Here is a 14903-nt window from a genome sequence, read left to right as displayed (position 1 = left end):
TCATTGGCGGCGTCGTGGCGTCCAGAAGGAAAAATGCATGCAGTCTGACCGAACCTCGTCCGCGCGGACCTATGCGCCTCGCGTCCTGACCCTCGCCGTCGCGCTGGCCGCCGCGGGCCTCGTCGCAGCCTGCGCGGTCGGCCCCGACTACCAGCGCCCCGCCGCCGAGATTCCGGCTTCATACAAGGAAGCCGCGCCCGGCTGGAAAGTCGCGCAACCGGCGGATCACGAGGACCGCGGCGCATGGTGGACGATCTATCAGGACCCGCAACTCGATGCGCTCGAAGACAAGCTGAACGCCGCCAATCAGACCATCGCGCAATTTGCGGCCGCCTATCGGCAGGCTCGCGCGCTGGTCGGCGAGGCGCGCGCGGCGTACTTCCCGACCCTCGGTTTGTCGGCGGGCGCGACGCGCTCGGGCAGCGGTGCTTCGTCGAGTACGCGATCGACGAGCGTCAGCCGCTCGGGCGTCAGCAACAGCTACGACCTGCAACTCGACGCTAGCTGGGAGCCCGACCTGTGGGGCTCCGTGGGCCGCTCGGTGAATGCGCAGAAGGCCGGCCAGCAAGGCGCCGCGGCCGATCTGGCGAACGCGCGGCTGTCCGCGCAGGCCACGCTTGCGCAGACGTATTTCGCGCTGCGCGCGCTCGACGCAAATCAAAAACTGCTGGACGAAACCGTCGCCGCCTATCAGCGCTCGCTGCAACTCACGCAGAACCAGTACGCCGCGGGCGTGGCCGCGCGTTCGGATGTGATCCAGGCGCAAACGCAACTGCAATCGGCGCAGGCATCCGCGATCGACAACGGCGTGCAGCGCGCGCAGGACGAACACGCGATCGCGGTGCTCGTCGGCGAACCGGCCTCCACCTTCTCGATCCCGCCGATGCCGCTCACCGCCACGCCGCCCGCCGTGCCCGCGCAAATGCCGTCCGCGCTGCTGGAGCGGCGGCCGGACATCGCTTCCGCCGAGCGCAAGGCTGCGGCGGCCAACGAGCAGATCGGCATCGCCATCGCCGCGTTCTTTCCGTCGCTGACCTTGTCGGCGAGCGGCGGCTTCGAAAGCTCGGTGTTCTCGCAATTGCTGACGGCGCCGTCGCGCTTCTGGACGGTCGGCCCGCAACTCGCGGCGACGCTCTTCGACGCGGGCCTGCGCCGCGCGCAAACCGAAGCGGCGCGCGCCGCGTATGACCAGAACGTCGCCACGTATCGTCAGACGGTGCTGACGGCGTTTCAGGACGTCGAAGACAATCTCGCGTCGCAACGCATCCTGGAGCGCGAAATCGTGGTGCAGCAGCAGGCGGTGGAGTCGGCGCGCCAGGCGCTTGCCATCGTGACGAACGAATACAAGGCGGGCACGGTCGGTTATGTCAACGTGCTGACCGCGCAGACCACGGCGTTCACGGCCGAGCAGAAGCTGCAAACCATCGCGGGGCAGCGGATGGTGTCGTCGGTGGGACTGGTGAAGGCGCTGGGCGGCGGCTGGGATGTGTCGCAGATGAACCGGGAAACTGGTGGGGTGGCGGCGCCGGAGCCGGCGTCGGCGTCGTCATCGGCGGCGACGCCTGTCGCGCAGGGAGGAGTTGCGCAGACGGCGACGTCTGCGCAGATGGAAGTGCAAAGCAAGTAGGCGGGCGAGCGGGGCGCACCGCGCCGTGCAGCGTTCAGATGCGAAGGAGGCATGACGGGCCAACGAAACCCGTCATGCCTTTTTTGCATCTAGCGCTGTACGACCCGCCGCGGGTCCGACTGGACATGCGAGCGGCACGTTCAGCCGCTCGTTTTGCCGCCAGCTTAAAACGCGGCTCCGCGGCTTTGTCAGCACCCGCGCCGCGCATCCGCCCGTCGAACTCGACGTGCGAGCGACGACCTTGACCAGTCTCGTTTTGCCGCTAGCTCAAACGCGCCGCTCCGCGCGTTGCAGCATCCACGCGACGCATCTGCGGGTCCAGCTCGACGTCCGAGCGACGACGTTGACCAGTCTCGTTTAGTCGCTAGCTCGAAACACCGCACCGCGGCTTTATCAGCATCCGCGCGTCCGCGCGTCAAACTAACGCGCGAGCGGCAGCAACGCGACGACCGCGTCCCCTTTTGCCGCGACCTCAAAGGCTCGGCGCGGCGGGTCTATCACCACCCCCGCCGCCCACCAACCTCAATGCACGAACGACAACGCAACCGTATCCGGTCCGCTCGGTCGTCCGAGCAGGTTCAACAGTCCCGCGAGATTGTCGCGTGCCTCGGGCGCCGATGTCGCCGTGCCATGAAACGACGTCGAAGCCGGCGACACGACCCCACGTCCATTAAGCATCAGCGGCCCCTTGACGGTTCGCAGCTCGAGCGTCGACGACGCCCCTTCCGCCTGAAACACCAGTTGATACGAGCCGAGCGGCTTCACCGGCGAGACACGCGAGCTGACGTCGTTTAGCGCGACCGTCAACTGGCCGAACGCCTGACGGTTGAAACTGCGCCAGTCGGACCACGAGAGCCGCACGTCGCCCTGTAGATCCAGCGTATTGAACGGCGCGCCGAGACCGCTCAGCAGCGAAGCCGGCACCGCGATCGCGCCGGGCGTCACATTCGCGCTGCGCGGCGTGGCGTCGACGGTGATCGGCTCCGGCATTGCCTCGCTCTGCCGCATGGTCATGCGCACGCGGCCCGTGAAGAGCGGCCAGAAAGCCGTGCGCCATTCGATGCGTCCAGGCAGCAGCGTCGCGGCGCTCATATCGGAGCCCGCGGCGAGCATCAGCGTGGCGGAGCCGTGCCACAGCGAACCGGCCGGGTCGACGAGGTTCACGTGCCCGCCGCTCTGATGGGCGAATTGCGGCGTGATCCAGGCGGCCGGCAACATCGCGAGCATCACTGCCGCGCTGGAAAACACCGCGACCACGAGCCAAGGCAGCGCGGCGCGCAGGCGCCGCATCCAGTAAGTCATGCGAGATCCCGTGGCAGCGCGCTCATTTCGCCGTCGATGGCTGGAGCGACGCCGTCACGTCCACCTGGCCGTCTTCTTTCAGCGCGGTCACGTGCGCTTCGGCGACCTGCACTTTGAACTGGCGGCGCACGTCGTCGACCCAACCCGTCCACACGGGAAACGACGCGTTCTTCATCTGCACCTGCACCGCGTTGCCGATCACCTGAACCTGCGTGGCCGCGAGGCCATGATCGGCAAGCGACGCGGACAGCGCGTCCTTCAGCGCGCCGCCGGTCGGCGCCACGCCCTGAGCGGCGCCGGAAAGCTGACGCGCTTCGTTGGCCTGCGCCGTCATCTGCGCGAGTTGGCGCTGCAAGGTGGGCAGCGATTGACGCAGACGCGCGCGCCCCTCCTGCGCCGGCGCCCACAGCACCGACCACGCGATCACCACCGCGAGCACGCCGCCGCCCCACGTCAGCAGACCCTTTTCGCGGTCGGTCCGCTGCTCCCAGAAGCCTGCCCAGGTTTGCGCGAGTTGAGCTTTCATTGTCCGTTCCTGATGGTCCACTTGCCGGTATTGCTGTCGATCGCGCCATTCAGTCCGTTGCGCGCGAGGCGCGCGGCGAAATCGGGATCGAGCTTCACCTCCGGCTTAAAGGTCACGTCGAGCCGCCGGTCGTGATAATCGAGCGCGGCAATGCCGTTGACGGGCACGGGCGGCAGCGCGCGCGCGAGACGATCGGCGATGGAGAGGAAATCGTCCGGGGAAAGCTCGCCCGCCGCCACACGCAACTGCTGCAACTGACGCGACATCTGATCGGGCGCATCGAGCACGACCGTCGTCTTCGGGAACGCGTTGAGCAGCAGTTCGGTCATCTGCGTGTTGATCGCGTCGCGCTGGCGCGACAGCATCAGCCACTGCACATTCGCGCCGATGATCGCGACCAGCAGCGCGCCGACCGCGAGCAGCACGGGCAGGCGCAGGCGGCGCAGCGTCGCGCGGTCGAGCCGCCACGGCTGCGACGCGAATTCGAACTGGCACAGATCGAAGCGGCACGCGAGCGCGCGCCGCGCGAGCTGCTCGAAAGGCAGCGGACTCGCGCCGTGCACATGCGCGGCAAGCCGCGCCGGGCTGCTTGCGCCGAGACTCGGCTCGTTGCCAGGCACTTCGGTGAGCATATAGAGCGACACGGGCATCGCGCCGGCGAGCGCGGCGAGCGTCGCGTTGACCGCGTTCGCCGGCACCGCGAGCCCTTCGCCTTGCGCGCCGCGGGCAATCGCCAGTTCGACGCGCGGCGTGCCGGTTTCCACCGCGCCTTCCAGCAGCAGTGCCGGCGCGGTTTGAACGACTGCGCCGAGCACCGCCGCGACCATCGGCATGGCTCCAGTTGCGGCGTCGGACAATGCATCAGTCGCGCTTGCCACCGGGGCGGCATCGCGGCGTGGCGAAGCGTCGGCGCCCGCCAATGCTGGCTCGGCCGCGCTCACCGTTTCGGCAACGTCGACCGGCGCCGCGGATAACCGCGCCTCCGGCAGGCAGCGTGTAACCGGCACCGCACGCAGACTGCGGTGCCCAGCAGCGGAAAACGCTTCGTAGATAAAGCGGAACCACCCTCGGTCGATGATCGCCAGCACTTGCCGTCCGCCCGCCGCCGGTTGCGGGTCCACGGCGATATGGCAGGTTTGCGGGTCCTGGATCAGCTGATCCTCGACGATGTTCGGCAGCGCCTGGCGCAGCTTCGGACCGCGCAGCGGCGGCAGCGTGGCGGGCATCATCAGGAGGTCGCGCGCGGCGACCATCAGCACCGTCGACGTCGCGCGCGGCAACAGCGCAAGTGCCGAGCGCCCGGCGCGCTGCGTGCGTCCCGACTTGTCGAGCAGCACGAACGGCAAGTCCGGCAACTGCCATTCCTGCGACGGCACCGCCGGATCACGCGGCGGCAATAAGACGATCAGCGTGCTCAAAGGCCACTCTCTCTGGGAAAGGCGTTGTTCATAGTTGGTCTTGCACCCGCACGATACGCGTAGTGTGAGTCAAAGCATCGCGATAGACGAGCGTCGTGCGGTCCACTTCGGCGCGCTCGTGCTGCACGCGGCCATGAATCAGAAAGTAGTTCGTGTTGACGTCGAACTGGTTTGGATCGATCGAAGTCTGCTGAACGCCCGCGCCGCGCAACGCGAGCGTCACGTCGCCGGCATTATGGAAAAACACGGTCTGCCGCCGGGCGACGAACGCCTGCGCGGAAGACAGATTCATGCCCGGCACAACGGCCGCAATCACTTCGGCGGGCGCCGTGTTCATGTTGATCGCCGACACGGTCGGCAGCACAGTCACGAAGGGCCGCAAGCGCGCGACCATCTCCGGCGTGTAGCCGGGAATGTCGAGCAGCGAATCGACGCTCGTCATTTGCAGCGGCGCGTGCGCGGCGCTGTCCTCGCCGTCTTCGATGCCCGGTTTGTCCGTGAAGCCGCCGCCTGTTGCGCCACCTGCGGCGCCGCCCTGGATCGCCGGCGTCGACGGCGTGCCGGACGTCGATGTGACGGTCTGAAAGCGCGTCGCCGATTGCATCAGGCTCGCGCGCACCTGGACCGCGGTGTTCTTCGCGAGCTGGCTGTTCACGCCGAGCGAAACCAGCAGCCGCTGATACGCGCCGATCTGCTCCACGTCGAGTTGCATGACGCCGGGCGCCGGGCTCGCGACCAGATTGCGCAGATTGAATTTGGCCTGAGCGTCTTCGATGGAACCCGACAGGTAGGTCGCGGCGCCTTGCTGCGCGCGCACCTCGCCGATCTGACCGAGGAAGTCGGAAAGCCGCGTCTTCGCGATGGGCACGCCCCACACGCCGCCGAGATACGTGATGCCCGCGGACGTATCGCCTTCGGAGCGAAGAATCAGACGCGTCCAGTCGAGCGCGCCGCGCGCAACCCATTGCGCCTGCGCGAGCAGACGCTGGTTCTCGATCCGGCGGATCTGGACTTGCTGACGCCACAACATGCCGGAGACGAGAATCGCCGAGAGCGCAACGACGAGCAACGCGCTGATGATGGCCGCGCCGCGCTGATGGGTGGAATGGGTGTGCCGTGCGTTACGCGAGCCGCGCGTTACACACAAAGAACCCGTCGAGCGTCCCGCGCTGAAGGAGAACAATCTCATCTCATTCCCCAATCAAAAAAACGCCCGTGATGGGCCGTGCGAGCGACTTCGCGCCCACGCTCACTTCGAGCCCCGTCACCGAGCGCGGCAGCGGAGCATTGCCAAGCTGCGGCACCTTGAGATTGTTGTCGGCCTCGGTGATCGCGCCTTGCACGTCCTTCATCTGCGTGGTCCAGCCGACGCGCGGCACGTAGAGCCGCGCGGAAATTGCGCCGACGCCGCCCATCAACGGCACGGCCGACCAGCCTTCGCCTTCGCTGCCGCGCGACGCCGCGCGCAGATCGCCGACGCTGGCAAGCGGCGGCGACGCATAGCGGATCACGCGGCCTTCCGTGACGCGGTAACGCACGACCTGCAAGCGCGGCGCGGAGCCGGGCAAGCTCATCTGCCGCACGATCTGCAATGCGCCGCCGAGGAGCGACACCGCCGGCTGACCGGATTCGTCGTCGGAAGCGGCCTGACGCGCGTCGATGCGCATCTGGTCGAACAGTTGCGCGAACACGCGCTCGTCTTCCATCGCGTTCGTAATGGTCTGCCGGCCGCGGATGATCTGGTCGAGCCCGCGCCACGACAGCACCGCGATCACCGCCATGATCGCAATCGCGACGAGCAGTTCGATCAGCGTGAAGCCATGCACGCCCGCGCGGCTGCGGCTACGGCTGCCGCTGGTGCGCTCGCGGCGGCGCTCAGAGCGAACGATTCGTTTCATTCGCGACCACCGTGACCATCTGGGCGAGATTGCCGGAACGTCCGGGCATCGTCACCATCACTTCCACCCGACGAAACACCGGATTCGGCGTCGCCGACACTTGCTCGGTACAGATCAACTGCAAATTTCCTTGCGAGCAATCGAAACTCGTCGAGCCGACATTCGGCCATGCATGCGTGAGGCGCAATTGCGCGAGCGTGTTGTCCGCGCTCCACCCGGCCAGCAAGCGCCGATGAAGATCGGCCTCGCCGGTCGCGAGTGAGCCGACCGCGCGCAGCGATGCGGCAAGCGCGACGGCGATGATCGCGAGCGCGACCAGCACTTCGATCATCGTGAAACCGCGCTCGCGGTGGACGGCCCGGCGAGCCGCCGTGCTGCTGCTTCTGCTACTGCTGCTGCTGCGATGGCGCATGTCAGTGCACCTCGTAGCGGCCATTGCCGGTGCCGGCGATCGTCGCGCTGCCCGCCGCGGAAAACAGCGTGACGCGCACGGGCACGTCGATCGCCTCGGTGCCGAACACGACGCGATTCGCCTTCGAATTCGAGCCCGGATAGTCGATCGTCACGCCGCTCACGCCGCCTTCCCACTGACGCGGCTTGAGCAGATCGTCGCGCAGCGGACGCCAGCCGTCCTCGGTGCGCAAGTCGAAACGAAAGCCGCCGTCGAACGGTTGCCACGCGATCGGGCGCGCGCGCACCTGCGCTTCGTCGCCGGCCGATTCGAACAGCAGCGCGAGACGCTGCGCTTCCTCGTTCAGGTCGGTGCGCGGATTGCGCGTCATCGTCAACGCGGTCAGTGAGACCAGCAAGCCTGCAATCACCAGCACCACCATCATTTCCAGCAGCGTGAAACCTGCCTGATGCCGGCGCAGGCCGCGCGCGCGCAACGCCGCGCCCGCTGCGCGGGGCGGCGGGTTCGTTGCGACACGTGCGTTGCTATCGTCTATTGCCACGAGCCCACGTCGGCGTCATTGCCTTCGCCGCCTGCCTTGCCGTCCGCGCCGTAGCTGAAGACGTCGATTTCGCCGTGCACGCCGGGGTTCAGATATTGATAGCCGTTGCCCCAAGGATCGTTCGGCAAACGTTCCAGATAGCCGCCGTCTTTCCAGTTGTTCGGCACGGGGTCCGTCGCGGGCTTTTCGATCAGCGCGCGCAGACCTTGCTCCTGCGTCGGATAACGGCCGTTGTCCAAACGATAAAGCTTGAGCGCCTGCATCACCGTGCCGATGTCCTGCTTCGCGGCGACGCGCCGCGCTTCGTCGGGACGGCTCATGATTTTCGGCACGATCAACGCGGCCAGGATGCCGAGAATCGCGATCACGACCATGATTTCGATCAGCGTAAAGCCGCGTTGACGACGGCTGCGCGAACCCGCAATTGCTGTGCGGCGAATGGTCGACAGTTGCATAGCTTGCTACCTCTTTTCAGGTGAATTATCGACTGGGCGGACTCGGTGGTCTGGCACTCGCGGTGCCATTGAACGTGCCCGGCCGGTCATTTTAATGTCATGCAGTTGAAGGCTTTCAACCCAACGCAATTTTCACAATAGTCCGTACAATGTGCGCATGAACGCACTCCAAATCCGCCTTCTGTCGCTCGCGCTCTTCGCCGTGTTCTGCGCGACGCTGACCTACTGGACCATCACACTCACCGCGATGTCCGGTGCGCCGGTGCCCGCAGCCGCCGCGCACGCGCAGGTCTCGACCGATCAGGCCGCCACGCTGTTCGGCGGACAGCTCACGCGCACGGTCAACCAGGACGTGCATCTGTTCGGCATTCTCGCGCTGACCCAAGGCGCCGCGGCCATCGTCAGCGTGGGTGGCGAGCCGCCGCGTGCGGTGTCGCTCGGCAGCACGCTGATGCAAGGCGCCAAACTCTCCGAAGTCCGCGCCCGCTCCATCGTGATCGACCGCAATGGCGCGCATTCCGAAGTATTCCTGCCGGCGAACGCCGCGGGTCCTACTATCTACGTGCGTTAAGCCTGGTCGCCAGGTTCAGCCATCACGCCGCTGCGCAATCGCGCCGCGGCATTCCACGCCTCACTGCACCAGATTATTCAACTCGATGATCGGCAGCATCACCGCCAGTACGATCACCAGCACCACGCCGCCCATCGCCAGAATCAGCAGCGGCTCCAGCAGACTCGTCAGGAACATCGTGCGGCGCTCGAGCTCGCGCGCTTCGCCGTCGGCGGCACGGTCGAGCATCGTCGTGACGTCGCCGGTCGCTTCGCCCGAACGGATCAGGTGAACGAGCACCGGCGGGAACGTCTTCGTATTGCCGAGCGCGCGTGACAGCGACGTGCCTTCACGCACGCGCACGATCGCATCGTCGATGTTGCCGCGCATCGCCGTGTTGCTGAGCGTTTCGGCGGCGGCTTGCAGCGCACGCAGAATCGGCACGCCGGCCGCCGTCAGAATGCCGAGCGTGCTCGCGAAGCGCACGGTGTTGTAGCCGCGCACGAGTTTGCCGAGCAGCGGGGCGGTGAGCAGCCACCGGTCGAACGCGAAGCGCGGGCCCGCTTGCCTGAGCGTCGAACGCACCACATAGAACAGCACCGCGACCGCGATCAGCACGGCCCACCACCAGTTCCGCACGAAGCCGGAGAGCGCCATCATCATGATCGTGAGGAAGGGCAGTTGCTGCTTGGTGCTCGCGAACACGTTGACCACCTGCGGCACCACATAGCTCAGCAAAAACGTGACGATGCCGAACGCGATGATCGTGACGATGGTCGGGTAGGTGAACGCCAGCACGATCTTCTGCTTGAGCGCGTTGCGTTGCTCGATGTAGTCCGCAAGCCGCGACAGCACGAGGCCGAGCTTGCCGGTATGTTCGCCGGCCGCGACCAGCGCGCGATAGATCTCCGGAAAGTCTTTCGGATGCTGCGTGAGCGCATTCGCGAGCGAATGGCCGCCGAGCACTTCGGCGCGAATCGCCGCCATCAATTCGCGGATGTAGTCGCGCTCCGACTGCTCCGTCAAAACGGCGAGCGCTTCGTCGAGCGGCAAGCCGGCAATCAGCAGGCTCGCCAGTTGCCGCGTGAGAATGGCCTGCTCGCGCTGCGACAGCCGCCGTCCCAACGAAAGACGCTGATTGCGCTCGCCGCGCGTGCGCGTGGCGGCCGGCTCGACGACGAGCGGCGTGAGTCCTTGCGAACGCAGATTGGTGCGGGCGCCGCGCGCGCTGTCCGCGTCGAGCACGCCTTTTTGCGCCTTGCCCGCCGCGTCGATCGCTTCGAAACGAAATGCCGGCATGCGCTTAAGCTCCGCCCGTCACGCGAATCACTTCTTCAAGCGACGTCAGCCCGGAAGCGAGCCAGCGATCCGCGTCCTCGCGCAGCGTGCGCATGCCTTGCGCGCGGCCGGCCGTGAGAATTTCGGCGTCCGATGCATTGCGGTGAATCAGCGCGCGGATTTCGTCGTCGATCAGCAGCAGTTCATACACGCCGCGCCGGCCCGCATAGCCCGATTGACCGCACTTGTCGCAGCCGACCGGATGCCAATGCACGCGCCCGTCTTCCTCGACACGCTTTTCGCGGCATACCGGACACAGCCGCCGCACGAGCCGCTGCGCCAGCACGCCGAGCAGCGACGACGCCAGCAGATACGGCTCGACGCCCATGTCGGTCAGACGCGTGACGGCGGAGGCGGCGTCGTTGGTATGCAGCGTCGCCAGCACGAGGTGGCCGGTGAGCGAAGCCTGCACGGCGATCTGCGCGGTTTCGAGGTCGCGGATTTCACCGATCATGATGATGTCCGGGTCCTGCCGCAGAATGGAGCGCAGCGCGCGCGCGAACGTCATGCCGATCCGCTCGTTGACCTGCGTCTGGCCGATGCCCGACAGGTCGTATTCGATCGGGTCTTCGACCGTCATGATGTTGGTCGTCGCGGTTTCGAGCCGCGACATCGACGCATACAGCGTGGTCGTCTTGCCCGAACCCGTCGGGCCGGTCACGAGCACGATGCCGTGCGGCCGGCCGATCAGCTTGTCGAACTTGACGAGCGTGTCCGCGCCCATGCCGAGCGCTTCGAGGTTCAGGCGCGACGCGTCTTTTTCCAGCAGACGCAGCACGGCGCGCTCGCCGTGACCTGTCGGCAGCGTGGACACCCGCACGTCGACCGGACGACCGCCCACGCGCAGCGTGATGCGGCCATCTTGCGGCAGACGTTTCTCGGCAATGTCGAGCTGCGCCATGATCTTGATCCGCGAAATCAGCGCGCCATGCAGCGCTTTCTTCGGACGCACGACGTCGCGCAGCGTGCCGTCGACGCGAAAACGCACCACAGAAGAAGTCTCGAACGGCTCGATGTGAATATCCGACGCGTGCTCGCGCGCGGCCTGCGTGAGCAGCGCGTTGATCATGCGGATGATCGGCGCGTCGTCTTCCGATTCCAGCAGGTCTTCCACTTCGGGAATGTCCTGCATCAGACGCGAGAGATCGACTTCGCCTTCCACTTCGCCGACCACCTGCGCCGCGCTGCCGTCCTGGCGCGCGTAAGCCTGGTTGATCGCCTGCGCGAGTTCGTCGGCGGGAAGACGCACCACCGACACCGCGCCGAAGTTGCGTGCGACTTCGGCGAGCGCGGCCTCGCTGGTGCGCTCGCTGATCCAGACTTCGAGGCTGTCGGCGTGCTGATGCGCGACCAGAATCTGGCCGCTGCGCGCGAAGCCGTAGGGCACGAGCCGCGCGGCAATCGCCGACGGCGCCGCGCGTTCGGCGTGGTCCGCGTGCTCTGTCATCGCCGCCGAGGCAATCTCGGCGGCTCGCGACGATGCCGGCGACGTTGAGGCTGACGGCGGCATGGACGGCGTACTCACGGCTTGGCTCCTGGCGATACGGTGGACGGTGCGACCGGCACCGGATTACTTTGCACAGCGCCGTTCGTGGCGGGCGGCGTTGTCGGCGCGGCCGAGCCCGGCTGAGTTTGCTGCTGCGGCGGCTGCATCTGCTGACGGCGCATCTGGTCGAGGTCGAACAGGTTCAACGTCGAACCGCCCTGGCTCGGGCCGACGGGCTTCGGCGGAACCACCGGATCGTCGTTGTCCTTCATCAGATTGTTGTCCTGACGATACGCGCCCTGCACACCTTGAATATAGTCGTAGCGATTGGACGTGACAGCCTGCGCGGTATCGCGATCGCCGATGATGACCGGACGCAGGAACACCATCAGGTTCGTCTTGTTGCGGTTCTTCTGCTCGGAACGGAACAACTGACCGATCCACGGGATGTCGCCAAGCAGCGGCACCTTGCTGTTGCTGACCTGGTAGTTGTCCTGCATCAGGCCGCCGAGCACGATGATTTCGCCGTTGTCGGCGAGCACGGTCGACTGGATCGAGCGCTTGGTGAACTGCGGGCCGGCCGGGTTGGTCGTCGCGTTGGTCGTGCCGTTCACGATGGCGGAATCTTCAGTGTAAAGCTGAAGCTTGAGGATGCCGCCGTCGGTGATTTGCGGTTTGACGTGCAGCGTCAGGCCGACGTCCACGCGGTCGTACGTGTTGAACGCCGAGCTCGCGTTGCCGCTCGTCAGATTCGAATACGAACCGGTCTGAATCGGTATGTTCGTACCGACGACGATCTTCGCTTCCTCGTTGTCGAGCGTGATCAGGTTAGGCGTGGACAGCACGTTGGCGTCCGCGGTCTGCGAGAGCGCCTGAAGCAACGCGCCGAGTCCCTGCACGCCGAACATGTTGTGAATCCAGCCGACGTTCAAGCCCTGCTGAACACCTGAGCCGAGCGCGTTGGCGAGACCGCCGGTCGCGCCCGCTGCGCCCGCCGCCGCAGCAGCCGCCGTCAGGTTGATGATGCTGTTGCTCGAACCCGTGGCGAGGTTCGTGCCGGCAAAAATCGAGTTGTTCGCGACCTGCCATTGAATGCCGAGGTTGCCGCTCGTGTTCGAGTTCAGCTCGACGATGAGCGCCTCGATGTAGACCTGCGCGCGGCGCGCGTCGAGCTGGTCGATCACCGCGCGCAGATTGCGGTAAACCGGCTCCGACGCTGTGATGATCAGCGAGTTCGTCGCCGAGTCTGCCTGGATCATGCCGCCCGGCTGATTGTCCTCGTTCTTGTCCTTGTCGCCGCCGAGCAGGCCGCCGGATTGACCGCCGCCGTTCGCGCCGTAGCCGCCCGCGCCGCCGCCGCCACCCATCGGCGAGGACAACGAACTGTTGTTCAGTCCGCCCGAGGGCAGCGGCGGGGTGCCCGAAGTGCCCGTCGAATTGTTGCCGCCAATTCCGCCGCCGCCGCCATTCTGGTTGAACGCGTTGGCCTCGTTGCCGCCGCCCGCCGAGCCGCCTTCGCCGCCTTTGCCGAGCATGCCGCGCAAGGTTTTCGCGAGCTTGCTTGCCTCGGCGTTGCGCAGCGGCACGACGTGCATGTTGCCCGGCATGCTGGTCGGCGCGTCGAGTTCGCGCGCGAGCGTTCTCGCGGCGGCCAGACGCGCGCCGTTCGACGCGCGGATGAGCAGCGAGTTCGTGCGCGGGTCGGCGGTGATCGACACTTTCAGCGTGGCGTCCGTGCTGCCGATCGCGCCTGGGTCCAGCATCTTGTTCAGTTGCGTGGCAATGTCGAGCGCGTTGGCATTCTTCAGTTGTACGACGGACACCGACTGGCCGGCCGCCGTATCCACACCGGCGATGATCTGCGCGATACGGCGCACGTTGTCCGCGTAATCGGTGACGACAATCGTGTTGTTGGCCGGATAAGCGGCCACGGTATTGTTCGGCGAGATCAGCGGACGCAGCACCGGCAACAGGTTATTCGCCGATTCGTTCTTCAGCACGAACACTTGCGTGACGACCTGATCGCCCCGCGCGCTTGGCGAATTGCCGACGTAGGTCGGCACGCCTTGCAGCTTGGCGTCGGCCTCGGGCACGACTTTCAGTACGCCGTGATCCTGGACGAGCGCGAAGCCCTGCATGCGCAACGCGGATTGCAACGTCTTCAGCGCCTGATCCTCGGGCACCGCGTTTTCCGACACGAGATTCAACTGACCTTTGACTCGTGGGTCGACGATGATTGTCTTGCCGGTCGCCGCGCCGATCGCCTTCGCGACCTGGTCGATATCGGCGTTGACGAAGTTCAATGTCACCTGCGCCTGTGCGGTCTGCGCAGTGATCAAGCCAGCCAACAACAACGCCGTTGCGACGCGACGCAAAGCCATACGATTTCTTCTCATGGAATGTAATGTCGATGCCGGCAGCGCAGGCCGCCGGCGGTCATGCAGCGCGGACACGGGAGCAAACCGCCGGTCGGTCGGTCTGCCGGCGGGCCAGGTGGGCGAAAGCCGCCCTAAAATGCTGGCCATCCGATGTCCGAAAAGAAGGAACAGTAACAGTTTTTCATGTCGGATTTGTCACAAAAGGAAAGCCTCAGTGAGTTTCCCTAAACGTTCGGGCCCGCTCGGCGGGCCTTGAAAGCGAAAGCACTGCGGACTGAAAGCGGCAAGAAAACCTAGTGTTTCCGCGCTCTTATGTCTGTTAGCCAACTTGACGGGTCACGGCCTGCCGGTATCATACGAGCCGTTCAAGCCGTCGGATCGCCGTTGCGAACACGGGTTTTCCCGCATCTTCCGTCAATGCCCCGGCCAGATTGCGCCCACCGGCTAGTCCCGGCTGAACAATGGCTGATACGAGCCCTTACGATCCCTTACCCTTGCGGTTTGCCCCAGTCGTCTTGACCGATGAAACGAAGCTTCGTCACCTTTCTGGCAGGAATTACCATCTTGGCTTCGGCCGGGACGGCACGCGCCGATTGCTTCGACGAAGCCGCGAAATATCAGAAAGTGAACCCGCTGATTCTGCGTGCGATCGCCTGGCAGGAGTCGCATAACCGTCCGGACGCGCAGCACAAAAACGCAAACGGCTCGACCGACTATGGCGTAATGCAGATCAACTCGATTCATCTGCCCACGCTCGCGCAATACGGCATCTCGCAAGGCACGCTGATGGAGCCGTGCAAGAACGTGTACATCGCCGCGTGGCATCTGCGCCGGCAGATGAACAAGTACGGCAATACGTGGCAAGCCATCGGCGCTTATCACTCCGAGACGCCCGCGCTGCGCGACAAGTACGCTCAACAGATCGCCGCAATTCTACGCAAGTGGAACCTGATGCCGGCGTCACGCTGATCG

General features: G+C 65.8%; 14 protein-coding genes. 3 read left to right on the top strand and 11 right to left on the bottom strand.

Features of this window, described 5'->3' with window-relative positions; genetic code table 11:
- Positions 1 to 37: 37 nt before the first annotated feature.
- On the top strand, positions 38 to 1627 hold the full coding sequence (locus AB6809_RS19720) for an efflux transporter outer membrane subunit (RefSeq protein ID WP_371027013.1): 1590 nt from the start codon (positions 38 to 40) through the stop codon (positions 1625 to 1627).
- A 522-nt stretch (positions 1628 to 2149) separates the two neighbouring features.
- On the opposite strand, the gene AB6809_RS19715 is transcribed toward AB6809_RS19720, so the two are convergent.
- The 8 genes from AB6809_RS19715 to gspG are packed head-to-tail and all read right to left on the bottom strand — an operon-like array spanning position 2150 to position 8179.
- Positions 2150 to 2929, bottom strand: a complete 780-nt coding sequence (locus tag AB6809_RS19715) for a type II secretion system protein N (protein WP_371027011.1) — start codon at positions 2927 to 2929, stop codon at positions 2150 to 2152.
- Between the two features lie 22 nt (positions 2930 to 2951).
- Positions 2952 to 3455 (bottom strand): type II secretion system protein M, encoded by a 504-nt coding sequence (locus tag AB6809_RS19710; RefSeq protein ID WP_006050798.1) that lies wholly within the window; start codon positions 3453 to 3455, stop codon positions 2952 to 2954.
- The gene (gene gspL, locus AB6809_RS19705; RefSeq protein WP_006050799.1) at positions 3452 to 4873 is read right to left on the bottom strand and encodes a type II secretion system protein GspL; all 1422 of its coding nucleotides are present in this window, start codon (positions 4871 to 4873) and stop codon (positions 3452 to 3454) included. The genes AB6809_RS19710 and gspL overlap by 4 nt, the downstream gene beginning before the upstream one ends.
- A 28-nt stretch (positions 4874 to 4901) precedes the next feature.
- Positions 4902 to 6062: a type II secretion system minor pseudopilin GspK gene (gene gspK / locus AB6809_RS19700; RefSeq protein ID WP_006050800.1), complete on the bottom strand. Its 1161-nt coding sequence runs from the start codon at positions 6060 to 6062 to the stop codon at positions 4902 to 4904.
- Position 6063: 1 nt separating this feature from the next.
- On the bottom strand, positions 6064 to 6771 hold the full coding sequence (locus AB6809_RS19695) for a type II secretion system protein J (RefSeq protein WP_371027009.1): 708 nt from the start codon (positions 6769 to 6771) through the stop codon (positions 6064 to 6066).
- The gene (gene gspI / locus AB6809_RS19690) at positions 6749 to 7183 is read right to left on the bottom strand and encodes a type II secretion system minor pseudopilin GspI (RefSeq protein WP_029971197.1); all 435 of its coding nucleotides are present in this window, start codon (positions 7181 to 7183) and stop codon (positions 6749 to 6751) included. The genes AB6809_RS19695 and gspI overlap by 23 nt, the downstream gene beginning before the upstream one ends.
- Before the next feature lies 1 nt (position 7184).
- A complete protein-coding gene (locus tag AB6809_RS19685) occupies positions 7185 to 7724 on the bottom strand; it encodes a GspH/FimT family pseudopilin (protein WP_371027008.1) in 540 nt (179 codons plus the stop codon).
- Entirely contained in the window at positions 7715 to 8179 is a 465-nt protein-coding gene (gene gspG / locus AB6809_RS19680) for a type II secretion system major pseudopilin GspG (protein WP_006050804.1), read from the bottom strand. The genes AB6809_RS19685 and gspG overlap by 10 nt, the downstream gene beginning before the upstream one ends.
- A gap of 157 nt (positions 8180 to 8336) precedes the next feature.
- Between gspG and AB6809_RS19675 the strand changes: the two genes are divergently transcribed.
- Positions 8337 to 8750 carry a type II secretion system protein N gene (locus AB6809_RS19675; RefSeq protein WP_006050805.1) on the top strand — a complete coding sequence of 138 codons (414 nt, stop codon included), beginning with the start codon at positions 8337 to 8339 and terminating at the stop codon, positions 8748 to 8750.
- 60 nt (positions 8751 to 8810) lie between these two features.
- Here AB6809_RS19675 and gspF read toward each other — a convergent pair whose 3' ends face one another.
- The 3 genes from gspF to gspD are packed head-to-tail and all read right to left on the bottom strand — an operon-like array spanning position 8811 to position 13934.
- The gene (gene gspF / locus AB6809_RS19670; RefSeq protein WP_006050806.1) at positions 8811 to 10028 is read right to left on the bottom strand and encodes a type II secretion system inner membrane protein GspF; all 1218 of its coding nucleotides are present in this window, start codon (positions 10026 to 10028) and stop codon (positions 8811 to 8813) included.
- A 4-nt stretch (positions 10029 to 10032) separates the two neighbouring features.
- Entirely contained in the window at positions 10033 to 11592 is a 1560-nt protein-coding gene (gspE, locus tag AB6809_RS19665; RefSeq protein ID WP_053858917.1) for a type II secretion system ATPase GspE, read from the bottom strand.
- Entirely contained in the window at positions 11589 to 13934 is a 2346-nt protein-coding gene (gspD, locus tag AB6809_RS19660; RefSeq protein WP_114156633.1) for a type II secretion system secretin GspD, read from the bottom strand. The genes gspE and gspD overlap by 4 nt, the downstream gene beginning before the upstream one ends.
- A gap of 519 nt (positions 13935 to 14453) precedes the next feature.
- Between gspD and AB6809_RS19655 the strand changes: the two genes are divergently transcribed.
- A complete protein-coding gene (locus AB6809_RS19655) occupies positions 14454 to 14900 on the top strand; it encodes a lytic transglycosylase domain-containing protein (protein ID WP_006050809.1) in 447 nt (148 codons plus the stop codon).
- The last annotated feature ends 3 nt before the right edge of the window (positions 14901 to 14903 follow it).

It is taken from the genome of Paraburkholderia sp. RCC_158 (assembly GCF_041355255.1).
GTDB lineage: Bacteria > Pseudomonadota > Gammaproteobacteria > Burkholderiales > Burkholderiaceae > Paraburkholderia > Paraburkholderia graminis.
Note: the sequence above shows the minus strand (reverse complement) of the source record. Positions and strands in the feature narration are given on the sequence as shown.